The organism is Streptomyces sp. NPDC003284 (assembly GCF_053589675.1).
Window position 1 is genome coordinate 253,168 of record NZ_JBSFSI010000011.1, and the last position, 24,162, is coordinate 277,329.

At 73.8% G+C, this 24,162-nt stretch carries 18 protein-coding genes; 6 read left to right on the plus strand and 12 right to left on the minus strand.

Going from position 1 to position 24,162, the window contains the following annotated elements:
• The first annotated feature begins 88 nt into the window (after positions 1 to 88).
• From ACWDYF_RS23740 to ACWDYF_RS23750, 3 genes are all read left to right on the plus strand, one after another.
• Complete coding sequence (locus ACWDYF_RS23740; protein WP_389466240.1) at positions 89 to 2,995, plus strand: lysylphosphatidylglycerol synthase transmembrane domain-containing protein; 2,907 nt, start codon at positions 89 to 91, stop codon at positions 2,993 to 2,995.
• A 221-nt stretch (positions 2,996 to 3,216) separates the two neighbouring features.
• Complete coding sequence (locus ACWDYF_RS23745; protein ID WP_381742449.1) at positions 3,217 to 4,758, plus strand: alpha/beta hydrolase; 1,542 nt, start codon at positions 3,217 to 3,219, stop codon at positions 4,756 to 4,758.
• A gap of 184 nt (positions 4,759 to 4,942) precedes the next feature.
• On the plus strand, positions 4,943 to 6,535 hold the full coding sequence (locus ACWDYF_RS23750) for an alpha/beta fold hydrolase (protein WP_389466236.1): 1,593 nt from the start codon (positions 4,943 to 4,945) through the stop codon (positions 6,533 to 6,535).
• Between the two features lie 143 nt (positions 6,536 to 6,678).
• Here the strand turns inward: ACWDYF_RS23750 and moeZ are convergent, their stop codons facing one another.
• From moeZ to ACWDYF_RS23810, 12 genes are all read right to left on the minus strand, one after another.
• On the minus strand, positions 6,679 to 7,857 hold the full coding sequence (gene moeZ, locus ACWDYF_RS23755; protein WP_037888165.1) for an adenylyltransferase/sulfurtransferase MoeZ: 1,179 nt from the start codon (positions 7,855 to 7,857) through the stop codon (positions 6,679 to 6,681).
• Positions 7,858 to 7,920: 63 nt separating this feature from the next.
• Positions 7,921 to 8,670 carry a spherulation-specific family 4 protein gene (locus ACWDYF_RS23760; protein ID WP_389466232.1) on the minus strand — a complete coding sequence of 250 codons (750 nt, stop codon included), beginning with the start codon at positions 8,668 to 8,670 and terminating at the stop codon, positions 7,921 to 7,923.
• The gene (locus tag ACWDYF_RS23765) at positions 8,658 to 9,620 is read right to left on the minus strand and encodes an NAD-dependent epimerase/dehydratase family protein (RefSeq protein WP_018571289.1); all 963 of its coding nucleotides are present in this window, start codon (positions 9,618 to 9,620) and stop codon (positions 8,658 to 8,660) included. The genes ACWDYF_RS23760 and ACWDYF_RS23765 overlap by 13 nt, the downstream gene beginning before the upstream one ends.
• Positions 9,621 to 10,004: 384 nt before the next feature.
• Positions 10,005 to 11,267: a hypothetical protein gene (locus tag ACWDYF_RS23770; protein ID WP_389466228.1), complete on the minus strand. Its 1,263-nt coding sequence runs from the start codon at positions 11,265 to 11,267 to the stop codon at positions 10,005 to 10,007.
• A complete protein-coding gene (locus ACWDYF_RS23775; RefSeq protein WP_389466225.1) occupies positions 11,264 to 13,249 on the minus strand; it encodes a DUF3492 domain-containing protein in 1,986 nt (661 codons plus the stop codon). The genes ACWDYF_RS23770 and ACWDYF_RS23775 overlap by 4 nt, the downstream gene beginning before the upstream one ends.
• Before the next feature lie 192 nt (positions 13,250 to 13,441).
• Complete coding sequence (locus ACWDYF_RS23780; protein ID WP_389474629.1) at positions 13,442 to 15,223, minus strand: dipeptide ABC transporter ATP-binding protein; 1,782 nt, start codon at positions 15,221 to 15,223, stop codon at positions 13,442 to 13,444.
• Positions 15,220 to 16,227: an ABC transporter permease gene (locus ACWDYF_RS23785; RefSeq protein ID WP_389474627.1), complete on the minus strand. Its 1,008-nt coding sequence runs from the start codon at positions 16,225 to 16,227 to the stop codon at positions 15,220 to 15,222. The genes ACWDYF_RS23780 and ACWDYF_RS23785 overlap by 4 nt, the downstream gene beginning before the upstream one ends.
• Positions 16,224 to 17,390 (minus strand): ABC transporter permease, encoded by a 1,167-nt coding sequence (locus ACWDYF_RS23790; protein ID WP_389474625.1) that lies wholly within the window; start codon positions 17,388 to 17,390, stop codon positions 16,224 to 16,226. Before ACWDYF_RS23790 ends, ACWDYF_RS23785 begins: the two co-directional genes overlap by 4 nt.
• A 4-nt stretch (positions 17,391 to 17,394) precedes the next feature.
• Complete coding sequence (locus ACWDYF_RS23795; RefSeq protein WP_381742433.1) at positions 17,395 to 19,113, minus strand: ABC transporter substrate-binding protein; 1,719 nt, start codon at positions 19,111 to 19,113, stop codon at positions 17,395 to 17,397.
• Between the two features lie 222 nt (positions 19,114 to 19,335).
• Complete coding sequence (locus ACWDYF_RS23800) at positions 19,336 to 19,428, minus strand: Ms4533A family Cys-rich leader peptide (RefSeq protein ID WP_018571282.1); 93 nt, start codon at positions 19,426 to 19,428, stop codon at positions 19,336 to 19,338.
• A 90-nt stretch (positions 19,429 to 19,518) separates the two neighbouring features.
• Positions 19,519 to 21,312, minus strand: a complete 1,794-nt coding sequence (locus ACWDYF_RS23805; protein ID WP_389474622.1) for a DUF3152 domain-containing protein — start codon at positions 21,310 to 21,312, stop codon at positions 19,519 to 19,521.
• An 8-nt stretch (positions 21,313 to 21,320) separates the two neighbouring features.
• Positions 21,321 to 22,382, minus strand: coding sequence for an alpha/beta fold hydrolase (locus ACWDYF_RS23810; protein ID WP_389474620.1), 1,062 nt, complete (start codon positions 22,380 to 22,382; stop codon positions 21,321 to 21,323).
• Positions 22,383 to 22,626: 244 nt separating this feature from the next.
• Here ACWDYF_RS23810 and ACWDYF_RS23815 point away from each other — a divergent pair, with 244 nt between their 5' ends.
• From ACWDYF_RS23815 to ACWDYF_RS23825, 3 genes are all read left to right on the plus strand, one after another.
• Entirely contained in the window at positions 22,627 to 22,863 is a 237-nt protein-coding gene (locus ACWDYF_RS23815) for a hypothetical protein (RefSeq protein WP_018571279.1), read from the plus strand.
• Between the two features lie 197 nt (positions 22,864 to 23,060).
• On the plus strand, positions 23,061 to 23,705 hold the full coding sequence (locus ACWDYF_RS23820) for a TetR/AcrR family transcriptional regulator (protein WP_018571278.1): 645 nt from the start codon (positions 23,061 to 23,063) through the stop codon (positions 23,703 to 23,705).
• A gap of 136 nt (positions 23,706 to 23,841) precedes the next feature.
• Positions 23,842 to 24,069 carry a DUF3107 domain-containing protein gene (locus ACWDYF_RS23825; RefSeq protein WP_018571277.1) on the plus strand — a complete coding sequence of 76 codons (228 nt, stop codon included), beginning with the start codon at positions 23,842 to 23,844 and terminating at the stop codon, positions 24,067 to 24,069.
• Positions 24,070 to 24,162 lie beyond the last annotated feature (93 nt).

A 24,162-nucleotide genomic window follows, 5' to 3' on the forward strand; every position in this document is an offset into this window, starting at 1 on the left:
GCATATGCACCCTGATGCCCCCGTGTGTCGGCGGGGCATGCCACCATCGTGCGGGCGGTGACCGGTGATACGAGACCAAGAAGAGACGATGAAACAGCAGGGTGTGCACCCCGACGACGCGGAGGGCACCTCTGGGGTCTCGTCGCGCCCGGACCCCGACCGCGCCGACCATGCCGACCGTGCCGACCCCGTCAGCCGTGCCGCACATGCCGACCCCGCCGACCCCGCCGGTCACAAGGACTCCGCCGAGGACCCCGCGAAGGGGACGGACGCGGCGCAGGACCGGCCCGACGAGAGTGCCGACGTGGCCCACATCGACGAACTGGAGGGTGACGAGCCGCTGCTCCCCGCGCGCGTGCACCGTCCTTCGGACCTGATGCGGCTGCTCGTGGGCGTGCTCGCCATCGCCGTCCTGCTCGCCGTCGCCGCGTTCGCGCACGGCACCACCTCCGGCCTCGAACAGGACATCAACAAGGGCACGGGGCAGGCCCCCGACCTGCTCATCAAGATCGCCGGGCTGGTGTCCAGCATCGCGATCCTGCTGGTCCCGGTCGCCTTCGCGATCGAACGGCTGATCAAACGCGACGGACTGCGGATCGCGGACGGTGTCCTCGCGGCGGTCCTGGCACACGGGGTGACGCTCGCCACCGACCTGTGGGTGGCCAAGGCCGCCCCGGGCTCGATCCAGGACGCCCTCACCCAGCCCTCCCCCGGCAATCTGCACGCGCTGACCGACCCGGTCCACGGCTATCTCGCCCCGGTCATCGCGTACATGACGGCGGTCGGCATGTCCCGCAGGCCGCGCTGGCGTTCGGTGCTGTGGATCGTGCTGCTGCTCGACGCCTTCTCCATGCTGGTCACCGGGTACACGACACCGTTCTCGATCATCCTGACGGTGCTGATCGGCTGGTCCATCGCCTACGGCACCCTGTACGCGGTCGGCTCACCGAACGTCCGCCCCACCGGACGGACCCTGATGGCGGGGCTCCAGACCGTCGGCTTCCACCCGGTGAGCGCGGCCCGCCAGGAGGCCGCGGAGACCACCGCGGACAACGGCGACCGCGGCCGGCGCTACTTCGTCACCCTGGAGGACGGCCCGCCGCTGGACGTCACGGTCGTCGACCGCGAACAGCAGGCGCAGGGCTTCTTCTACCGGCTGTGGCGCAACATCACCCTGCGCGGATTCGCGACCCGCAGCAGCCTCCAGTCGCTGCGCCAGGCGCTGGAGCAGGAGGCGCTCCTCGCCTACGCGGCCATCGCGGCCGGTGCCAACGCGCCCAAGCTGATCGCCACCTCCGAGCTGGGCCCCGACGCCGTGATGCTCGTCTACGAGCACACCGGCGGGCGCACCCTCGACTCGCTGCCCGACGAGGAGATCACCGACGAGCTGCTGCGCCTCGCCTGGCAGCAGGTGCGGGCTCTGCAGTCCCGGCGCATCGCGCACCGCAGGCTGTCGGGTGACGCGATCGTGGTGGATCGTTCCGGCAAGGTGATCCTGACCGATCTGCGCGGCGGGGAGATCGCCGCGGGCGATCTGCTGCTGCGCATGGACGTCGCCCAGCTGGTGACGACGCTCGGCCTGCGGGTGGGCGCCGAACGCGCCGTCGCCTCCGCGGTGGACGTGCTGGGGCCGGACGCGGTCGCCGACTGCCTGCCCATGCTCCAGCCCATCGCCCTGACCCGCTCCACCCGTGCCACCTTGCGCCGGCTCGCGCGGGAGCGCGCGCAGCGGGAGCGCGACGCGGTCCTGGAGGCGTCCCGGCAGGCCAAGCAGACCCGCCTGGAGCACGCCGCGCAGAGCGCCGACATCGGCGCTGACATCGGCGCCGACGCCGGTGCCCCGCCCGGCGTCGTCCTGGACAAGCCGGAGGCGGCGGACCGGAACAGGCCGGACAAGAAGCAGGACAAGCAGGGCAAGAAGGCCGAGCGTGCCGAGGCACGGGCGGAGAAGCGGGCCATCGAGGAGGCCATAGACGGGGCCCGCGAGGACGATCTGCTGACCCAGATCCGCCACCAGGTGCTGCGGATCAGGCCGCAGGCCCCGGTGGAGCCGGCCCGGCTGGAGCGCGTACGGCCGCGCACCCTGATCAGCTTCATCGCCGGTGCCATCGGCGCGTACTACCTGCTGACGCAGCTCACGCACATCGAGTTCAACACGCTCTTCGCGCACGCCCAGTGGGGCTGGCTGGCGGCGGCGGTGGCGTTCTCGGCGCTCAGCTATGTGGCGGCGGCGATGGCGCTGCTGGGGTTCGTGCCGGAGCGCGTGCCGTTCGTGCGGACGGTGGCCGCCCAGGTCGCCGGGTCGTTCGTGAAGATCGTGGCACCGGCCGCGGTGGGCGGTGTGGCCCTGAACACGCGCTTCTTGCAGCGCGCGGGCGTACGCCCGGGGCTCGCGGTGGCGAGTGTGGGCGCGTCCCAGCTGTTCGGGCTCGGCTGCCACATCCTGATGCTGCTGTCCTTCGGCTATCTGACCGGTACGGAGAAGACGCCGTCGCTGTCGCCGTCCCGGACGGTGATCGCCGGGCTGCTGACGGTCGCGGTGCTCGTGCTGGTGGTCACCTCGGTGCCGTTCCTGCGGAAGTTCGTGGTCACGCGCGTGCGGTCGCTCTTCGCGGGGGTCGTGCCGCGCATGCTGGACGTGCTCCAGCGCCCGCAGAAGCTCGTCACCGGCATCGGCGGCATGCTGCTGCTCACCGCCTGCTTCGTGATGTGCCTGGACGCCTCCATCCGGGCGTTCGGCGACGAGTCGACCTCGCTCAGCATCGCGAGCGTGGCCGTGGTCTTCCTCGCCGGCAACGCCCTCGGCTCGGCCGCCCCGACGCCCGGCGGGGTGGGCGCGGTCGAGGCCACGCTCACCGTCGGTCTGATCGCGGTGGGGCTGCCCAAGGAGGTGGCCGCACCGGCGGTGCTGATGTTCCGGCTGCTGACGCTCTGGCTGCCGGTGCTGCCGGGGTGGCTGGCCTTCAACCATCTGACGCGCAAGGGCGCCCTGTAGGGACGACACGCAGAGGCGCCCTGTAGGGACACGGCGGGCTCGCGGCCTCAGGGGTGTACGGCGGCGGCGGTATGGCGGGGCCCGGAGAAAGGTACGGCGGGGACTCGGCAGAAGTGTGGGTTCCGCCATCGCGGAAGGACGTCTTCCGGTGTGCGGGCCGCACATACCCCGGACGGCACACGCCCCGCGCGGGAGTGCGCCCGCGGCATGAGGATGGAGCCATGCCGAACCCGCGCGGGCCGCGTGCTGCCGCCCTGACCGCAACCGCCGTGCTGCTGGCCGCCCTGCTGGCGGGATGCGGCGACGAGAGACCCGGGAGCGGGGACCTGACCGCCCAGAAGCTCGACTGGACGGACTGTCCGGCCCCGGCCGTGTCCGAGGGCGGCGGCACGACACCCTCCCCGCTGCCGGACGGCGGCACCTGGCAGTGCGCCACCATGAAGGCACCGCTGGACTGGAGCAGGCCCCGGGGGGACACCATCGGCATCGCGCTGATCCGCGCGCGGGCGGCCGGACCGGGCGAGCGCATCGGCTCACTGATCTTCAACTTCGGCGGCCCCGGCGGCTCCGGGGTGAGCACCCTGCCCTCGTTCGCGCAGGACTACGCCCCCCTGCGCACGCGATACGACCTGGTCAGCTTCGATCCGCGCGGGGTGGGGCGCAGCGCGGGTGTCCGATGCGAGAGCGACGCCCAGCTCGACCGGTACTTCCAGCAGGACGCGACACCGGACGACGCCGCCGAGCGCGCCACGTTCCTGAAGAACACCGAGCAGTTCAACGCGGCGTGCGAGAAGAACTCCGCGCGGGTCCTCCCCCATGTGCGCACGACCGACGCGGCCCGCGACATGGACCTCATGCGGCAGGTCCTGGGCGACGCCCGGCTGCACTACTTCGGCATCTCCTACGGCACCGAACTGGGCGGCGTCTACGCCCACCTCTTCCCCGGGCACGTGGGCCGGGCCGTCCTCGACGCGGTCGTCGACCCGACGCAGACGCCCGAGCAGAGTTCGCTCGGGCAGGCCAAGGGGTTCCAGCTGGCCATGGACAACTTCGCGCACGACTGCGTCACGAAGTCCAAGTGCCCCGTCGGCACCACCGCCCAGGACGTCGAGAACCGCGTCGCCGCCCTGCTCAAGAAGCTCGACGCCAAGCCGATCCCCGGCATCTTCCCGCGGCTGCTGACCCAGACGGCCGCGACCAACGGCATCGCCCAGGCCCTGTACTCCAAAGATCTGTGGGGGCCGCTCACCGAGGGCCTGGAGCAGGCCTACGCCGGTGACGGCAGGATCCTCATGCTGCTGTCCGACGCGATGAACGGCCGCACCGAGAACGGCGAGTACAGCAATCTCACCGCGGCGAACGTGGCCATCAACTGCTCCGACGAGAAGCAGCGCTACGACACGGCGTACGTGCAGCGCAAGCTGCCCGAGTTCCGGGCCGCCTCCCCGCTGTTCGGGGACTTCCTGGCCTGGGGCATGCTCAGTTGCGCCGACTGGCCGGTGCCCGGCGCCGCCGATCACCCGGACGTGAGCGCGCCCGGCTCGGCGCCGATCCTGGTCGTGGGCAACACCGGCGACCCGGCCACGCCGTACGAGGGCGCGCGGAAGATGGTGGAGGCGCTGGGGCGGGGCGTCGGCGTGGAACTGACCTACAAGGGCCAGGGCCACGGCGCCTACAACAGCGGCGACAAGTGCGTGCAGAGCGCGGTGAACGGCTACCTGCTCGACGGCAGGGTACCGGCGGCCGGGACGGTCTGCGCCTAGCCGCCACCCTCGTCCCCGGACCGGAGAATCCCGGACCATCAAGCCATAAAACCCCAGGTCAGAGCGTTATCCACAGGCTTCCCCCGGTTGATCTCGATCCGCCTACCATGGCCTGACTGCTTCCCGCGGGCCGATCCGCGGAAGTGCGTGGGAGCGCGTGGGTGCGCATGAGGGGGGATGCGGCATGGGACGTCTGGCACGGTGGGCGGCGGCGGCCGCCGCCACGGCGCTGCTGGCCGGGTGCGGTGGACCGGACGGCACGGGCGGGGACCCGGGCAAGGAACGGCCGGATCCACGAACCGGCGCCTCGTCACCGGCCGACGCGTCGTCGCCGGGCGCCTCCTCGGCAACAGGCGCGGGCGGGGCCGGGGACGCCTCGGCGCTGCCCTCCTCCCTGACGTCCCAGCGGCTCGTCTGGGGGCGCTGCGAGCCCACCGCCGGTTCCCCGGCGCCGGGCCGTGACTGGCAGTGCGCCACGCTCAGGGCGCCGCTGGACTGGTCCCGTCCCGGCGGCGAGACCATCGGCCTCGCCCTGATCCGCGCCGGGGCCACCGGCGAGCGCACCGGCTCCCTGCTGTTCAACTTCGGCGGCCCCGGCGGCTCGGGCGTACAGACGCTCCCGGCGTACGCCTCCGCGGTGAGCACCCTCCGCCGGCGGTACGACCTGGTGAGCTGGGACCCGCGCGGCGTCGGCGCCAGCGAGGGCGTCCGCTGCCGCGCCGACCGCGGGATCCAGGCCGCCGAGGCCATCGACACGACGCCCGACACCCCGGCCGAGGAACGGGCGTTCCTGCGGGACGCGGCCGACTTCGCCCGGGGCTGCGCCAAGGCGGCCGGAAAGCTCCTCGCGCATGTCTCGACGACCGACACGGCCCGCGACATGGACCTGATGCGCCAGGTCCTCGGCGACCGCCGGATGCACTACTTCGGCATCTCCTACGGCACCGAGCTGGGCGGCGTCTACGCCCACCTCTTCCCCGGGCACGTCGGGCGGATCGTGCTGGACGCGGTGGTCGACCCGACGGCCGACACGGTGGGCCACGCGCTGAACCAGACCCGGGGCTTCCAGCGGGCGCTGGAGGACTATCTGAAGTCCACCGGCCAGGACCCCGCGCGGGGATCACGCCGGATCGCGGACCTGCTGGCGCGGATCGACGCGAAGCCGCTGCCCACCGCCTCGGGACGGAAGCTGACGCAGACGCTCGCCCTGACCGGCATCGTCCTGCCGCTGTACAGCAGGGACAGCTGGCCGAGGCTGACCGCTGCGCTGGCCGCCGCGCAGCGGGGCGACGGGACGGGACTGCTGGCGTCGGCCGACTCCTACAACGACCGCGACGCCTCGGGGCACTACGGCACGACGACCCATGCGCAACGGGTCATATCGTGCCTGGACGACAGGCAGCGGCCCACGCCGGAGGAGGCGAAGCGGCGGCTGCCCGAGTTCGAGCGGATCTCCCCCGTGTTCGGTGCCTTCATGAGCTGGGACACGGCGGGCTGGTGCCACGACTGGCCGGTGGCCGGGCAGTACGACACCCCGCGGGTCGGTGCGCCGGGCGCGGCGCCGATCCTCGTGGTCGGCAACACCGGCGACCCGGCGACCCCCTACGAGGGCGCCCGCAAGATGGCGGACGGACTCGGCAAGGGCGTCGGCGTGGAGCTGACCTGGAAGGGCGAGGGCCACGGCGCGTACGGCAGTGGCAGCGACTGCGTGGACTCGACGGTCGACGCCTATCTGCTGGAGGGCACGGTGCCGAGGGACGGCACGGTCTGCTCCTGACCGCCCGGCCCGCCGCGCGGTCCGGGCGGGCGGCGGGATGTGCGGCGGGGCGGGGAGCCGGGTGGAACGACACGCGCCCATGGCGCCCGCCGTGGGCGGGGGCCATGGGCTCGTACTGCCGGTCCGGTCGCCCGGAGTCCGGCTCAGTAGACCGGCTTGCTCGGTTCGATCTGGTTGACCCAGCCGATCACGCCGCCGCCGACGTGCACGGCGTCCGAGAAGCCCGCGGACTTCAGCACCGCGAGGACTTCCGCACTGCGGACACCCGTCTTGCAGTTCAGAACGATCTTCTTGTCCTGCGGCAGGCCCTCCAGGGCGGTGCCCATGAGGAACTCGTTCTTCGGGATCAGCCGGGCGCCGGGGATGGAGACGATCTCGAACTCGTTCGGCTCGCGCACATCGATGATCTCGATGTTCTCGCCGTCGTCGATCCACTCCTTGAGCTGCTTGGGAGTGATCGTGGAGTCGGCCGCCGCCGCCTGGGCCTCCTCGGAGACGACGCCGCAGAAGGCCTCGTAGTCGATGAGTTCCGTGACGGTCGGGTTCTCGCCGCAGACCGCGCAGTCGGGGTCCTTGCGGACCTTGACCTGGCGGTACTGCATCTCCAGGGCGTCGTAGATCATCAGCCGGCCGACCAGCGGCTCGCCGATGCCGGCGAGGAGCTTGATGGCCTCGTTGACCTGGATGGAGCCGATGGACGCGCACAGCACGCCCAGCACGCCGCCCTCGGCGCAGGAGGGGACCATGCCGGGGGGCGGGGGCTCCGGGTAGAGGCAGCGGTAGCAGGGACCGTGCTCGGACCAGAACACCGAGGCCTGGCCGTCGAAGCGGTAGATCGAGCCCCACACGTACGGCTTGTTGAGCAGCACGCACGCGTCGTTGACCAGGTAGCGGGTCGCGAAGTTGTCCGTGCCGTCGACGATCAGGTCGTACTGGCTGAAGATGTCCATCACGTTGTCGGCCTCGAGCCGCTCCTGGTGAAGGACCACGTTCACGTAAGGGTTGATGCCCTTGACGGTGTCACGCGCGGACTCGGCCTTGGAGCGGCCGATGTCGGCCTGGCTGTGGATGACCTGGCGTTGCAGGTTCGACTCGTCGACCTCGTCGAACTCCACGATGCCGAGCGTGCCGACGCCCGCGGCGGCCATGTACATCAGCGCCGGCGAGCCCAGGCCGCCGGCGCCCACACAGAGCACCTTGGCGTTCTTCAGCCGCTTCTGCCCGTCCATCCCCACATCGGGGATGATCAGGTGGCGGGAGTACCTGCGGACCTCGTCTACGGTGAGCTCAGGAGCTGGCTCGACCAGGGGTGGCAGCGACACGGGGACTCCGTTGGTCGGTCAATCACTACGGTTGTTCTCCCCGTAACACTGCCACGGCCTTCTTCATTCCGAGACACCTGTTCCGACCAGCGAGACAATATCGTCCCAGTAGCCGGGCAGGCCCTCCCAGGGGGCCCGTCGGCCGCCGTGATCCGTGCGGTCGGTGAACCAGATCGTGGCCGCGCCCTGCCAGCGGGCGACGCGCAGTGCCTCGTCCAGATGACCGCGCGGAACACCGTGCACCAAGTGGCAGAAACGCTCGGGCGGATGGTCCGCGGTCCACTCGGCGGTCTGCGAGAAGCGGTAGTCGCTCCACGGCCCGTCGAAGGTCACCAACTGCTCGGCGTACTCGGCGTATCCGGGGTACGGAGGGGTGCCGTGCCCGAGGACGAGGTGGGCGTCGGCGCGCAGGGCCCGCAGCGAGGTGATCGTGCGGCGGGTCTCGGGCAGCCCCGCGCTGCTCGCGGGGCAGCGGTCCAGGAGGAAGCCGTCGACCTGGTACCACTCCAGGTACCGGTGCGCGTCGGCGATCAGTTCCCCCCGGGGCCGGGTGCCCCGAAGCAGGTCGAGGCGGCCGAGGACCCGGACGCCCGCGTTGCGCAGCCGCCCGGCCGCCTCCAGGCAGCGCGGGTCGGGCCGGACGCCGGGACCGTCGGCGACGTCGAGGACCGTCCAGTGCAGGGGCGTCCCGGGCCGGGTGAGCGCGTTCCACTCGGCGGGGGCGAGCAGGGGGTGCGCGCAGCCGGGGACGCCGAGTCCTGCGCGGACGGCGGTCCGGGAGCCGCCTGCCGCGGTGCCGGTCAGATACGGCATGCGGCCTCCATCCAGATGTCGGCCAGCGACTCCTCCAGGCTGATCCGGGGGCGCCAGCCGAGCCGGTCGCGCGCGGTGCGCACATCGGCCTGCTGCCAGCCGCCGCAGCCGTCGGGGTACGGGTACGCGACCGGCGCCGGGTGGTCGGGGTCGCTGCGCGGGTGGCCGATGGTGGGTCGCAGGTGGCCGCCGGGCGGGCCGTCGAGTTCGTGGAGGGCGCCGCCGTATCCGGCCACACGCGCCAGGACCGACGCGGCGTCCCGCAGCCGGACCGCGCGGCCGGAGCCGATGTTGATGACGCCCTGGGCGGCCGAGAGGGAGGCCGCGTGCACGGCGCGGGCCACGTCGCGGACGTCGACGAAGTCCCGCTGGGCGCCGAGGCCCGCGAGTTTGAGGTCGCCGTCGCCGGACTGCATGGCGCGGCGCATGGCCTCGGCGAGCCGGCCGAGCGGCGAGCCCGCCGGTGTGCCGGGACCGGCGGGCGAGAAGACGCGGAGCACGACGGCGTCCAGGCCGGAGCCGAGGACGAGTTCGGTCGCGGCGAGTTTGCTGACCCCGTACGGGCCGCCGGGGCGGGGGACGGCGTCCTCGGCGGTGGAGGAACCGGGCTGGCTGGGGCCGTACTCGGCGCCACAGCCGATCTGCACCAGACGGGCCCCGCACCCGCTGCGGCGCAGCGCCTCGCAGACGGTGGCGACCGCGACGGTGTTGTGCCGGGTGAGCTCGCGGGCACCGCCCCGGGTGGCACCGGCGCAGTTGACGACGACGCCCGGGTGGACGGCGTCCAGGAAGCGGGTGAGCGCTCCCGGGCTGCCCGTGGCGAGGTCGAAGCGGACGTCGGCGTCGTCGCCGCGGCCGAGTGCGGTGAGCTGGACGGCCGGGTCGGCGAGCAGGCGGTCGGCGACGAAGCGGCCGAGGTATCCGCCTGCTCCGATCAGCAGAACCCTCATCGGGCGGCTCCCGGGGTGTGCGCTCCGGTGGCTCCGGAAGCTCCGGACGCTCCGGATCGGGCGGTGGTCATCTGGTGTTCTCCTTCAGGGGGGTGGTGCGGTGGGCTCCGGCGGCGGGGCCGGACGCCCGTGGTCCGCGCGGGGCCGGATCCGCCTGCGGCTCCGGCCCGGTGCGGTCGCGTGTGGGGGTGCGCCGGTGGCGTACGGCGCCGATGTCCCGGCCACCGGGAGCGCGTCCGTCCGGGGACCGCTCGCCCGGCGACCGTGCGCCGGGCGCGGGACCGGCGGGCTTCCGTGCGCCGGGCGCGGCTTCACCGGGGCTCAGGTGGCCGTGGGAGGGCGAGGGCCGCCCGGCGGTCCGTGGCCCGGGGCGGCGGGTGTCCGTCACGGCTGCTTCTCCGCCTGCGCGTGGGCCGAGGCCCTGGTCAGGGTGCGGGCCGCGTGGATGAGGAGGGCGAGGGCGGCGGCTCCGCAGGCGAGGGCGGGGATGCTGCCCGGCCCCCAGGCGGTCACGAGGGTGTCGACCGGGACGGCGAGCGGGTCGCAGCCGGGGAGACGGGCGGCGAAGACGCTCGCCTGGGCCGTCGCCTCCACCGTGGCCGCGGTGGCGAGCGCGGCGGCCGGGGCGTGGGTGGAGCCGTGCGCGGTGAGCAGCCGGGCGAGCAGCAGCAGGGCGCCGAGCGCGAGGGTCTGGACGATTGCGGCGGGCTCGTGCAGGACCCTGCCGCAGGCGGTGAGCAGGGCGGCGAGAGCGCCCAGGAAGAGGGTGAACACGACGAGAAGCAGGGGCCGTACGGAGGCGGCGAACTCGTGCAGGCCGCGGCTGGCCGTCAGCGCGCGCCGGGCGCGCACCGCGAAGAGGTGCGCGGCCCAGCACGCCGGTGCGCAGGCGAGCGCGAGCGCCAGCACGGGGACGGTCGCCAGCGGCCAGGGGCCGGTCCGGGTGCCGTCGGGCAGTCCGTCGGGGCCGCCCGGGACCGCCGCGCCGAGCAGGCCGTCGCCGAGGACGGCGTAGGCGAGGAGCCAGTACGTCCAGGCGTGGGTGCCGGGGGTGCGCGGGCCGCCCCGGGGGTGTTCGCGTCTGCCGAGCGGGCCGCGGCGGAGCAGGACGTGCACGGCCAGGGCCAGGGCCGGCAGCCCGACCGCCGCCACCGCCGGACGGACCGGGCCCGTGGTCAGGCGCACTGCGGCGACCGTCGCCGCGCACAGGGCGCCGGGCAGCAGGGCGAGCAGGATCCAGCCCGCACGCGCGCGGGGCGCGGTGTCGTCCCGGGGCGGCGCGGACGCGGCGGTGTCGCGGGCGATACGGGCGTACATCTCCTCGGCCAGGGAGAAGACGTCGCGGTGGCGGTAGCGGGCGGCGGTGCGGTCGGTGACGCCGTGCGCCTCAAGACCGGCGGCGATCTCCAGTGGGTCGACCGCGCGTTCGCACAGTTCGCGGTGGCGGTGCAGCAGGGAGGTGACCGGGTCGGCCGCGCCTCGGCGCGGAGCGGCGGCGCGGGCCCGGTCGAGCACGGTGCCGTGTCCCCGCGCCCCGCCACGCCCGCCGGTGCCGTCGGCCGCCACCGGCCGCTCCGCCGGGCCCGCGCCCCAGGCGCCGGGGCTGGTCGGGGTCCTCGGGTGGTCGGATTCTCTCGGGGTGGTCATCGGGCGGCCTCCGTGGCCGGACGGCGGGTCGGGGTGCGGTCGGGGGCGGCGGCCGCCCAGCTGGGGGCGGTGCGGGCCGGTGCGGCGGCGGAACCCGGGGAGGCGGCGGTGCCCGGGTGCCGGGCGGCCGGGCCGGTCCGGCGGTCGGGCGGGCCGGGGAATCCGGGCGGCCCGGCGAGGTGGGACTCGGCCGGGGCGGCGAACGGAAGGGGCTCGCCGGAGTCGTCCAGGAGCACGCGCCGGACCGGGCACCGGGAGACGACCTCCAGGTAAATGCTGTGAAATGCCGCGATGTTCTGCTCGACGGTGAACAGTTCGAGCGCGCGGGCGCGGGCGGCGGCGCCCAGGCGCGCACGGCGCTCGGGGTCGCGCAGCAGCGCCACGCACGCCTCACCGAGCGCCCGCGGATTGCGCGGCGGCACGACGAGCCCCGTACCGCCGATGACCTCGACGACCGCGCCGACGTCCGTGGAGACGGTGGCGCACCCGGAGAACATCGCCTCCACCAGGCCGGACGGGAAGCCCTCGACGACGCTCGACAGGACGACCACGGCGCCCGAGGCGTAGGCGTCGGCGAGGGTCGGCGCCTCGGGGCCGCCCACCTCCTCGAAGGAGACCGGGTTCTCGCCGGCGGTGTGCGGGCCCTCGGCCTCGTCCGGGAAGAGCTGGGCGGCCAGTGCCTTGCAGTGGGCCAGGTAGTCGGCGGCCTCGGGACCGTCCGGCGCCGCCGTCGTGGCCACGATCCTCAGCCGCGCCCCCGGGTGCGCCCAGCGGACCTCGGTGAAGGCGTGCAGCAGGGACACCAGGTCCTTGGCCGGTTCGACGCGGCCGGTCCACACCAGCGTGTCCGCGCCGTGCGCCCGCGTGCGAGCCCCGGCGCCGCCGCTCCCGCCGGTCGCACCGGCACCGCCGGTCGCCCCCACCCCACCCGTCTCGCCCGCCTCGGCGAACGGCGTGGCGTCCATGCCGGGAGGGACGGTGCGCAGCCTGGCGCGGTCGGCGCCGCAGCGCTCCTGCCAGCGGCGGGTGTGGGCGTTGCCGTGGGTGATGACGGCGGCCTGCCGGTAGACCTCTGCGGCGAGCCGGGCGTGGAAGGCGGCCAGCAGGGACCGCACGGCCGGGGCGGTGCGGGCGGCGGTGGCGGCCAGGTGGTGCGCCCGCAGCGGCGCGCCGTACTCGGTCACCAGGAGGGGGACGTCACAGAAGTGGCGCGCGAGCAGTCCGGGCAGGGCCGCGGTGCCGCCGCCCGCAGTGTGGCAGAGGTCGGCGGCCCCGAGGCCGTCGTCCCCGTACCAGTCCAGGGTCAGGGGGCGCAGGGCGTGTTCCACGTGCACGGCCACGCCGAGGAGATCCGGTACGCGCGCCTCACGCGCCTCGCGGTGGGCGCCGGGCGCGCGGCAGGCGCGTTCCAGCGCGCGGACAGCGCTCTCCGAGCGCAGCGCGCCCGCGAGGCCGCCGCCCGTGTCGCGGGCGAGTTCCGCGAGGCCGTACAGCGCGTAGGCGAAACGGTCCGCCTCGTCGTCCGAGCGGCGTACCGGACCCGCGCCGTCCTGCCCGGCCCACGCCGCCCGGCCGTCCTGCCCGGCCCACGCCGCCCGGCCGTCCTGTCCGGCCCACGCCGCTCGGCCGCCCTGTCCACCCTGCCCGGCCCACGCGGTCTGCGCGGTCCGCCCGGTCCGTCCGGCCGCCCCCGTCGCGCACAGCACGGCCGCCAGTTCCCCGTAGTACTCGGCGAAGCGGCGGCGCGCCCGGCGTCCGTGGCGCGCGCCGGTGTCCTCGGTCCCCCACAGGGGCGCCGTACGGACCCGGCCGACCTGCCGGGGCAGCGGGACCCAGCCGTCGTCCTCCTGCCGGCGGCTGCGGCTGAGCGCGTAGAGGTCGAACTCGTGCTGCCCGAGCCCGCGTACGAGCCGTTCGCACCAGAGCGTGCCGTCCCCGCTCGCATACGGGTAGCCGCCCTCCGTCACCAGTCCGATGCGCACGCGTGCACCCCCGTTCTCTCCCGTGTGGAGAGCCGCCGTCGCACCGGCGGCTCGCAGCGGGAAGAACGTATGCGGACAGACCGGTGGCGCGACGGACGGTTGTCCGTCGCGCCACCGGAAGGGGTGAACGGGCGTAACTTTCCCGGGCCGACGGCGTTCCGTCGCACCGGGAGATCACGTGGCTACGCGGCGTCAGGCCATGGCCAGCTCCCGGCGGGCGGCGCGGCGCCGGGCGGCGGCCTCCGGGTCGAGCACCGGTACGGCGGCCAGGAGCTGCCTGGTGTAGGGGTCCCGGGGCGCGTCGTACACCTCGGCGGCCGGGCCCTCCTCGACGATCCGGCCCCGGCGCATCACCGCGACCCGGTCGCTGACCTGGCGCACCACCGCGAGGTCGTGGGCGACGAAGACCAGGGCGATGCCGAGGTCCCGCTGCAACTCGCCCAGCAGGGCCACCACCTGCGCCTGCGTGGTGACGTCGAGCGCCGAGACGGGCTCGTCGCAGACGATCACCCGCGGGTCGGCGGCGAGCGCCCGCGCGATGCCCACGCGCTGGCGCTGTCCGCCGCTGAACTCGTGCGGATAGCGGTCGTACTGCGCGCGTTCGAGCCCGACGCGCTCCAGCAGTCCGCCGACGCGCTCCCGGATGCGCTCCTCGCTCCGTTCGCCGCGTGCCCGCAGCGGGTCCGCGATGGACTCCCCCACGCTGCGGCGCGGATTGAGGGAGGAGACCGGGTCCTGGAAGACCATCTGCACGGCCGGGTCCACCCCGGCCCTGGCCCGGCCCTCGAAGCGCACCTCGCCCGCGGTCGGCTCCAGCAGTCCGACGAGCATCCGGCCCAGCGTGGTCTTGCCGCTGCCGCTCTCGCCCACGATCCCCAGGGTCTCGCCGCGCCGCACGGTCAGCGAGACACCGTCCACGGCCGCCAGCGCCCGTCGGCCGCGCCCGAACTCGCGCCGCAGCCCGGCCGCCTCCAGGACGACCTCGGCCTCGGCCCCGGCTCCGGCTCCGGTCCGCGAGGACCCGTGGCCCTCCGGTGCCTCTTCCCGCGCCTCCCGCACCGGCGCCTCAGGCGCGTCCGGCTGAGGCGCGTCCGGCGCCTCCGGCACGTCCCCGGACCCGTCGGTCACCGTCCGCAGGCGTTCCAGGCGCGGCACCGCCGCCAGCAGTTCCCTGGTGTACGCCGCGCCGGGGGCACCCAGCACGTCCGCGACGGGACCGTGTTCGACGGCGCGGCCGTGCCGCATGACCAGCACCTCGTCGACGCTCTCGGCGGCGACGCCCACGTCGTGGGTGACCAGCAGCAGCCCCATCCCGGTCTCCTCGCGCAGCGTGTGCAGCAGGTCGAGGATCTGGGCCTGGACGGTCACGTCGAGCGCGGTGGTCGGCTCGTCGGCGATCAGCAGGTCGGGCGCGCACGCGAGCGCCATGGCGATCAGGGCGCGCTGGCGCATGCCGCCGCTGAACTCGTGCGGCCGGGAGCGGGAGCGCCGGGCCGCGTCGGGGATCCCGACCCGGTCCAGCACCTCCACGGCACGCGCGCGTGCCGCCCGGCGCGAGGCACGCGTGTGCGTGCGGTACACCTCGGCGATCTGGTCGCCGACCGCGTAGTACGGGTCGAGGGAGGACAGCGGGTCCTGGAAGACCATGGCGGCCGTCCCGCCGCGCAGCCGCCGCAGTTCCTCCTCGGAGGCGGACCGCACATCGGTACCGGCTACCCGGACCGTGCCGCCCTCCCGCGCGCCGGTGCCGCGGTGCAGCCCCAGCAGGGCGGAGGCGACCGTGGACTTGCCCGAGCCGGACTCGCCGACCAGGGCGAGCGCGCCGCCGGGGGCGAGCCGGAAGGAGAGTCCGTCCACGGCGCGCAGCGCCCCGAACGCGACGGTCAGGTCCGCCACCTCGACGAGGCTCGCCTCGGCGGAACCGGTCGCCGCCGCGGCGGAACCGGTCGGATTCCGCAAGTTCTTCGGGCTCATGCGAGTACCACCCGTCGGTCGGCCACCGCGAACAGCACGTCCGCGACGGCGTTGGCGATGACCACGAAGAAGCCGATGACCAGGACCATGCCGACGACCACCGGCAGGTCCACGACGTTCACCGCGTGCACCAGTTCCTGGCCGATCCCGGGCAGGCCGAACAGGGTCTCGGTGAGGACCGCGCCGCCGACCGCCGAGCCGACGTTGTTGGCGTTCAGCGCGATGACGGGGGCGAGGGCGCCGCGCAGCGCGTGCCGCCCGACGATCGCCCGCTCCCCCACTCCGTACGCGCGGAAGGTGCGGATGTGGTCCTCGGCGAGGGTCTCCAGCATCGACGCCCTGGTCATCCGGGCGAAGGCGGCGGCCTCGATCAGGGCCAGCGAGAGCCACGGCAGGATCAGGTTCCACGCCCACTGCTCGGGGTCGTCGGTGAGGCTCACGTACTGCGGGAAGGGCAGCCACTGGAACTCGCCGCAGACGACGATCAGCAGGACCAGGCCGATGACGAACACCGGGGTGGCGGTGCCCGCGAGCGTGACGGCGGTGAGGACGCGTTCGGAGATCCGGCCGCGCCGCCAGGCGGAGAGCACGCCCGTGCCCACCCCGAGGATCAGCCAGAGCACCATCGCGCCGAACACCAGGGACAGGCTCACGGGGAGCTTGGTCAGGATGATGCTCAGGACCTGCCGCCCGGACTGGTAGGAGACCCCGAGGCAGGGCGCGGAGCAGTGCTCGACGGAGGTGCCGGTCGAGTAGTCCTGGCCGGCGACAAGTCCTTCGAGGAAGTGCCAGTAGCGCACGTACAGCGGTTCGTCCAGGCGCAGTTGCTGGGCCACCTGGTGCACCTGCTCCGGCGAGCAGCGCGGGCCGCAGCTGATCTGGGCGACGTTGCCGGGGGTGGCGTAGAAGACGACGTAGACGATCACCGAGATGGCGAGGAGGGTGATCAGGGCGCCGAAGGCACGGCGCAGCACGAACCCTCCGAGTCCGCCGAAGGCGTTCACGCGGTGGCCTCCTTGCGTGCTTCCTTGGCCTGGTCCTGGGACTGGGACGTCCCGTCGGCCGCCGCCGCACCGGTCTCCGGACCGGGCTCCACCCCGACCCCCGGACCGGACTCCACCCCGGTCTCCGGACCGGTCTCCGGACCGGTCTCCGGACCGGCTTCCGTACCGGTCCCGGCCGCCGACTCGCGCCTGCGGCCGGTGCCGATGCGCAGGCGGGAGGCGGCGCGCGGGTCGAGGGCGGTGCGGACGCCGTCGCCGAGGACGGTCAGGGCGACCACGGTCACGAAGAGGGCGCCCGCGGGCAGCATCAGGTACTGCGGCGCCGCCTGGTACCAGACGTCGGCCGCGGTGAGCATCTGCCCCCAGGACGGGGTGGGCGGCTTCACGCCGACGCCGAGGAAGGACAGCGCCGCCTCGACGGAGATGTTGGTGGGTACGAGCAGGGCGGCGTAGGTGATGACGGGGGCCGCGAGGCCGGGCAGCAGTTCGCGGCGGACGATGCGCACGGCGCCCCAGCCGCTGAGCCGGGCGGCGGCCACATGGTCGAGGCCCTTGAGGGTGAGGGTCTGGGCGCGCACGATCTTGGCGATGTTGCCCCAGGCGATCAGGCCGATGACCAGGGTGACCAGCACCGGGCGCGGGAAGCTCGACGGGACGATGGCCAGCAGCGCCAGGGCCATGATCATCAGCGGCATCGAGACGATGATGTCGGTGGCCCGGCTGAGCAGCTGGTCGACCCAGCGGTTGCCGAGCGCGGCGGCGACGCCGACCGCGACCCCGATGGCGACCTGGATGAGCGTGGCGGCGAGCGCCACGCCCAGCGAGACCCGGGCGCCGTAGACCAGGCGGGCGAACAGGTCACGGCCGGTCTGCGGTTCGACGCCCAGCCAGTGGTCGCCGCTCGCGCCGCCGAACGAGCCGATGGGCACACCGCCGCGCGCGGAGTCGACCAGGCCGGGGTGGTAGGTGGTGGGGTCCTGGCCCTCCAGCGCGGTGAGCAGCGGCGCGGCGAGCGCGATCAGGACGAGCAGCGCGACGACGGCCGCCGCGACGAGGGCGGCGCGCTGCGCACGCAGCCGCCGCCAGAACCGGTGGGCCCCCGCGGCCGCCGGGACGGGGATGTCCGTCCCGGCGGCCGGGGAGGCGGCAAGTGCCTCGCTCACGGCGTCACTTCACCGCGACCTGGGAGATGTCCAGCACACCGGTCCAGTCGCTGATCACGATGTTCTTGACGTCCTTGCCGTACAGGCGCTTGTAGACGGGGTGGAACAGCGGCACGGTCAGGGCCTGCTCGCCGATCTTCTTGTCCAGGGCGCCCCAGCGCGCGGCGGCGGCGTCGAGGTCGGTCAGCTTGTTGATCGCGTCGATCTCGTCGTTGACGGACGTGTCGTCGAGCTGGCCGCTGTTGAAGTTGGCGCCGTCCTGGACGATCTGGCGGCCGTCGAAGATCGGGGCCAGGAAGGGGCCGCCGGAGGGCCAGTCGGCACCCCAGTGGGCGAGGAAGAGGCCCGGCTCGGTCTTCACGTTCTGCGTCTTGTCGGAGTAGTCGTTCTTCTCCAGGCCCTGGAGCCTGACGGTGATGCCGGCCTTCTTGAGCGCGTCCTGGACGGCGGTGGCGATCTCCGGGCTGGTCTCGAAGTCCTTGCTGTTGGAGTGGGTCAGGGTGACGGTGATGCCGTCGGGGTGACCGGCCTGCTTCAGCAGTTCCCTGGCCTTGGCCGGGTCGCCCGAGGTGCCCGCCGGGAAGAGGTCGTAGGGGGTGTAGCCGAAGGACTTCTGGTTCGGCAGGAAGGTCGTGGCGGGCTCGGCGAGGGCGCTGCCGCCGGCCGCGTTGACGACCGAGGACCGGTCGATGGCGTAGGCGACGGCCTGGCGCACCTTGATGTCGTCGAACGGCTTCACCTTCGGGTTGAAGGCCAGGTAGTTGGTGTAGCCGAAGTGGCCGGTGCCCACGCGCGCGGCCAGTGCCTTGTCGCCGCTGACCTTGGCGAGTTCGGCCGGTCCGAGGTTGGTGTCCGTGGTGACGGCGGCGGCGTCGGGGCCCTGGGAGGCGGAGAGCCGCTGGTTGATGACGGACGAGTCGAGCCCGGACCGTACGTCGATCCGGTCCGGGTACGCCTTGCGCTCGGCGTCGGTGGCGGCGGACCAGTTCGGGTTGCGCTCCAGGACGAGGTGCTCGCCGTCGTTCTCGTTCTTGACGACCTTGTACGGGCCGGACGAGACCGGGTGCTCCTCGTACTTGGTGCCGGTGTCCTTGGCCTTGGGCACCGGCGTGAACTGGGTCTGCGTGGCCAGGTACGGGAACTCGCCCTCGGGCTTGTTCAGATGGAAGACGATCGTCCGGGCGTCCGGCGTCTCGATCGCGGCGAGGCCCTTCTTGTCCTTGTACGGCCCCTGGTAGCCGGCCGCGCCGACCAGCCAGTCCCGCAGGTAGGGGGCGCCGCCGGAGAGTTCGGGCGCGAAGGAGCGCTCGATGCCGTACTTGACGTCGGCCGAGGTGATCGGCGTGCCGTCCTCGTACTTCAGCCCCTCCTTGAGGGTGTACGTCCACACGGTCGCGTCCTTGCTGGGGCGCCCGGTGTCGGTGGCGAGGTCCGGGACGACCTTGGCACCGGCGGCGCCGTTCTCGCGGTTGCGGGTGGTGAGGGTGCGGAAGACGAGGGAGGGGACGTTGCCGCCGCCGGAGGTGTAGAGGCGCGCCGGGTCGAAGTCCTGCTGGGGCTGGGCGTTGAGGACGTTCAGGGTGCCGCCCTTGTGGGGCCGGGAGTCGCCGCCGGTGCTCTTGGCATCGTTGTCCTTCGGCCCGCAGGCGACGGCGCCCGCTGCCACGACCAGGCTGACGGATACCGCGGCCACGCGGCGGGCTGAGACGGACGGTTGGCGCATCGGAATGACGACCTCTCGGAAGGGATGTCCCGGACACGTCTCGGATCGCGAGACGGTCGGACGAGTGATGAGACGAATCTGAACAGACGTCTGCCTCGGCGACGGGTCGTCGGACCACCGGGGACCGTACTGCCGCGCGACGGCGCTCGGCGGGAGCGCACCAGGACGCGGAAGGTCAGGGCGAAGGGGAGAACGGAGCGACGCGCACGCCGGGGGCGGGCGTCAGCAACAGTGGATGTCGGCCACACAGAGGGCGGTCACGCCGAGGAGCGCCATCTCGATGGCGGCGCTGCTGACGGAGTGACGGGACCACATGCGCAGAAATATGAACGAACATTCGGCGCATTGTCAACATGATCGGAGGGCGGCGCGCGGCTCCTCCGCGGCCGCCCCGCACACCGTCCGTCAACTCTTCGGATAGGGCCAGGAGTTCGGCAGGCAGTGAATTCCGTCATGGTCGAGGAACTTCGTCTGCTGCTGCATGACCGGTGCCAGCTCCCCGTCCTTCTCGCAGGTGACGTGGTTGTGGCCGAGCCGGTGGCCGACCTCGTGGTTGATCAGCATCTGCCGGTACGGGTAGATCCGGTCGCCGTAGGTCCTGGCGCCCTGCGCCCAGCGGTAGGCGTTGATCATCACGCGCGGGGTGGCGGCCGAGTCGCACGAGACGTTGTCCTCGGTGGTGTCCAGACCCGACTTCTCGCACCACACGGCGGTGGTGCCGGGGCTGGCGAGCGTGATCACGAAGTCGCTCTCGCCGGAGGAGACCCGCTCGAAGGTGCGCGCACCGCCGTGGGCCCAGCTGCGGTCGTCGTTGAGCGTCTTCTGCACGGCGTCCGCGAAGAGCCGGCCGTCGAGCCCGAGGCCCTGCTCCACGTCGACCCGGTAGGTGAACTTGCGCCCGTGCCCCGGCGCCTTGGCGAAACCGGGGACCACGTCGAACCGGCCCGATCCCTTGAGCGCGGGGCTCAGCGGGTACTTCAGGTTCATCTTCTGCTCGTACGTCAGCGCGACCGCGCTGTGCGAGGGGGACGGGCTCGCCTGCACGCCCCCGCCCAGCGCGGTCCGGGCGCCCTCGTCCTGGCCGCCGGCCGTCTGCGCCGCGCCCGCCTCGGAGCGGTCGTCGGCGACCTGCCCGGCCACGACGACCGCGAGCACGGTGGTGACGGCCGCGGCGGCGATACCGGTGAAGGTGCGGCCCTTGGCGCCCTTGGTGCCCTTGGCGCTCTTGCCGCCGGGGGCCGCGTCGGCGGCGGGCGGCACGGAGCCGTCACCGCCGTCGCCGTCGTCCCCACGGCCGCCACCGCCACCGCTGCCCGCGCGCGGCCCGACGCCCGCGACCGGGCTCGTGCCGGTACCGGCGGCGGTGGGTCCCGTGGGCGGGGCGAACTGGACCGGCACCGGGCGGGGCAGCGTGCCCCGGGAGGCGCCGCGTGAGCGGGCGGTGGCGCCGGTCGCGCCGTCCCCGCCGCGCTCCGTACCGTCGCCGTCGCCGCTGTCGCCGCCCTCTTCCGCCGCTCCGTCCCGGAACGCGTCGAGGTAGTCCTGCCGGGGTCCGGACCCCGGGGCGGACCGCGCCCGCCGCTGCCGCGGGATGGGGACGCCGGGGCCCGCGGCACCGGTGGGCTCGACGGACCCCGCCGCCGCTCCTGCTCCTGCGTGTCCGGGCTTGGACCTGAACTCCCCCCAGCCGCCCCCGGCTTCCCGCTGCTCGGGATGAGCGCCACGCGCCTGCGGCACACCGTGCGCGGGGGTCCCGTCCGGGAAGCGGGGGACGCCATGGGCGGGCGTCCCGTCCGGCATACGCGGCACGCCGTGCGCGGGCGTCCCGTCGGGGAACCGCGGCACACCGTGCGCGGGTGTCCCGTTCGGCGCGGGCACGCGGGGGAACCCCTGTGCGGGAGTTCCGTCCGGGCCGGGACCGCGGCCCGGCGCGGCGGCGCCCGGACCCCGGCGCGGCTGCGGTGCCTGCGCCGGGCCCGTTCCGGGGCCGGGCGGCGCCATCGGCGCTGCGGGCTGACCGGGGGAACCGGGCTGACCGGCCGGCCGGCCGCCGGGGACCGGTCCGCCCGGCCCCTCGGAGCCGTCCCGGTGGCCCCTGCGGTCCCGGCCCTGCCGGGCCGCGTCCGTACTCGCTGTCGTGCCCGCTGTGCCCGCGCTGTCGCCCTTCGGGGCGGGTCCGCGGCGGCTGTGGCGTCCCACCTGGTCCGTCAGCCTCCCAATTCCGCGTCGCGGGCGCCCTCGTCGGCGACCGCACCCCGGGAGCCTACGGCCTTTCCGCCCGGCGCCGCCCACGCCCCCGACTCCCGCGTTTCGGCCAGGAGTTCACGGAACGCGGTCGCCACCGTCTCCGGGTACTCCATCATCGCCACATGGCCCGCGTCGGGCAGGGTGAGGAGCCGGGAGTCGCGGAAGGCCCGTTCCGCGCGCCGGGCCATGCGGTATCCGACGAGCTGGTCCCGGCCGCCGTAGACCAGCAGGGTGGGCGCGAGGACCCGTTCGGCCTGCCGCCACAGACCGTGCTGACCACCCAGGGTGTACGCGTCGACGATCCCGCGCGCGGAACGCGCCATCGCGTCCCAGAAGTACGGCAGCCGCAGCCGTCGCTCCATCTCCTGCACGGCGGCGTGGAAACCCTCGGGGGTGACCCGGCCGGGGTCGCCGTAGCAGAGGGCCATCACCCCGCGGACCCGCTGCTCGGCCGTCCACTCCCGGGTCAGCCGGGTGAAGAGCGCGCAGACGCCGGGCAGCGCGAGCAGCCCGGTCGGCAGGGCGCTGCGCTGCACCCGCAGTTCGGGCAGCGCGGGCGAGACCAGGGTGAGGGTGCGCACGAGGTCGGGGCGCAGCGCGGCCACGCGCGTGGAGACGGCGCCGCCCAGGGAGTTGCCGAGGAGGTGGACGGGGCCGCGGTCCGCCGTGTCCAGGTAGCGGATCACCGCGCGCGCGTGGGCGGTGACCGAGTAGTCGCCGTCGTCCGGCGGCGGGGAGTCCCCGAAGCCCGGCAGGTCGAGCGCCTCGCCGTCCACGTCGGTGTCCAGGAGGGCCATCAGCGGCGTCCAGTTCTGCGAGGAACCGCCGAGCCCGTGCACGTACAGCGCGCGCGGCAGGCCCTCGCGCGCGGGCGGCCGGGAACGCACCGTCAGCGTGATTCCCGGCAGTTCGACCGAGCGCAGCCGCTCCCCTTCCCCGGCCTCCCCGGCCCCGGACCCGGCGGGCGCCACCCTGGGCAGGACGTTCGCGGGCGGCACGGCGGGCAGGTCGGTCGAAGACATGCGGCAATGTTACGAGACGATCACGCCGCGATTCATGTGTTCGCCGTCACAGGATGAGGCGCGGGAGGCGTTGCGGCGGACGGCGCGGAGAGCCGTCCCGGATCGCATGGCGCGGGAATCGGGTGTCTCCTACGCTCGTAGCGAGGGCACCCGCGTACAGTCCCGGCTTCCGCCGGGCAGGTACACGGACGTACATGACGTACACAAGGACATCCGCGGGGATGTCCACCGAAGGGAGCCCAGCATGGCAATCGATCCCAGCGACCCCGGGACGTTCGAGGACGCCGAGGACGACGGCGCCGCCGAGGACGGCACGGAGATCGACGTCGAGGCGCCCGAGGACGACGCGGCCGAGCAGCAGGCCGACATCGCGCCGGAGGGCGACGATCCGCTGACGGACGCGGATCCCGGCCGCGCGAACGAGGCCGATCTCGCCGAGCAGGCACGGGTCGTCTCGCTCGACGAGGACGACTACCGGTGACGGTGACGGCGACGGACCGCCGCTGAGCAGCGGCGGCGCCCTCTTATGCCCGGACTGAGCCCGTTGGAAACCTTCTGTGCCGGTTTCCGCACCGTCCGGTCCGTGAAATTCTGCGCTCGCACCGCGCACAGTACGGTTACCGAAAAGTACGATGGCGGCGCGGCGCACACCGCACAGGGACGACTTTGGGAGGCGGCGTGACAGCCATCGAGCAGACAGAGGCAGCGCGCCCGCGGGGCACGCGCCTGCCGCGCCGTGCCCGGCGGAACCAGCTGCTGGGCGCCGCCCAGGAAGTCTTCGTGGCGCAGGGCTACCACGCGGCGGCCATGGACGACATCGCCGAGCGCGCCGGGGTCAGCAAGCCGGTGCTCTACCAGCACTTCCCCGGCAAGCTCGACCTCTATCTGGCCCTGCTCGACCAGCACTGCGAGGCGCTGATCCAGTCGGTGCGCAGCGCGCTGGCGTCGACCACCGACAACAAGCAGCGCGTCCGCGCCACCATGGACGCCTACTTCGCCTATGTCGAGGACGACGGCGGCGCCTTCCGGCTGGTCTTCGAGTCGGACCTGACCAACGAGCCCGCCGTGCGCGAGCGCGTGGACAAGGTCACCACCGAGTGCGCCGAGGCGATCTGCGAGGTCATCGCCGAGGACACCGGCCTCTCGCGCGCCGAGTCGATGCTGCTCGCCTCCGGCCTGGGCGGCCTCGCCCAGGTGGTGGCCCGCTCGTGGCTGCACAGCGACCGCAGCGTCCCGCGCGACCAGGCGGTCCAGCTGCTGACGTCGCTGGCCTGGCGCGGCATCGCCGGTTTCCCGCTGCACGGCAGCGAGCAGCACCACTGATCCGGTCACTTGTTCCCGTGTGCTGTTCGCTCCTGGCGTGCACCGGCGGAGCGTGTCCGTCCCCTCACCGGGCTAATGTGTGCGGAGTACGGCGCGGAAGGTCGCGCACTTCACTGACCGTCGGAGGGACATAGCCGTGGAGGTCAAGATCGGCGTGCAGCACGCGCCCCGCGAGATCGTTCTGGAGAGCGGTCAGAGCCCCGAGGAGGTCGAGCGGGCGGTGGCCGAGGCACTGGCCGGCAAGTCGCAGCTGCTGACCCTCGTGGACGAGCACGGTCGCAAGGTGCTGGTCCCGGCCGAGCGCCTCGCGTACGTCGAGCTGGGTGAGGCGGCCCCGCGCAAGGTGGGCTTCGGGGCCCTGTAGCAGGGCACGCACGAACGAGGAGTGGGCCCGGCGCCAGCGCGGTCACCCCGACGTACATGCCGTTGAGCGCGCCGAACTGGAGGGGGCTGAGGC

Excerpts from the sequence above, each read along its gene's own strand:
- ACWDYF_RS23760 (WP_389466232.1), bottom strand. The coding sequence starts at position 8,670 with ATGCCGTATCTGACCGGCACCGCGGCAGGCGGCTCCCGGACCGCCGTC.
- ACWDYF_RS23810 (WP_389474620.1), bottom strand. The coding sequence starts at position 22,382 with ATGTCTTCGACCGACCTGCCCGCCGTGCCGCCCGCGAACGTCCTGCCC.
- ACWDYF_RS23745 (WP_381742449.1), top strand. The coding sequence starts at position 3,217 with ATGCCGAACCCGCGCGGGCCGCGTGCTGCCGCCCTGACCGCAACCGCC.
- ACWDYF_RS23770 (WP_389466228.1), bottom strand. The coding sequence starts at position 11,267 with ATGACCACCCCGAGAGAATCCGACCACCCGAGGACCCCGACCAGCCCC.
- ACWDYF_RS23750 (WP_389466236.1), top strand. The coding sequence starts at position 4,943 with ATGGGACGTCTGGCACGGTGGGCGGCGGCGGCCGCCGCCACGGCGCTG.
- ACWDYF_RS23740 (WP_389466240.1), top strand. The coding sequence starts at position 89 with ATGAAACAGCAGGGTGTGCACCCCGACGACGCGGAGGGCACCTCTGGG.
- ACWDYF_RS23780 (WP_389474629.1), bottom strand. The coding sequence starts at position 15,223 with ATGAGCCCGAAGAACTTGCGGAATCCGACCGGTTCCGCCGCGGCGGCG.
- ACWDYF_RS23800 (WP_018571282.1), bottom strand. The coding sequence starts at position 19,428 with ATGTGGTCCCGTCACTCCGTCAGCAGCGCCGCCATCGAGATGGCGCTC.
- ACWDYF_RS23765 (WP_018571289.1), bottom strand. The coding sequence starts at position 9,620 with ATGAGGGTTCTGCTGATCGGAGCAGGCGGATACCTCGGCCGCTTCGTC.
- ACWDYF_RS23815 (WP_018571279.1), top strand. The coding sequence starts at position 22,627 with ATGGCAATCGATCCCAGCGACCCCGGGACGTTCGAGGACGCCGAGGAC.
- ACWDYF_RS23795 (WP_381742433.1), bottom strand. The coding sequence starts at position 19,113 with ATGCGCCAACCGTCCGTCTCAGCCCGCCGCGTGGCCGCGGTATCCGTC.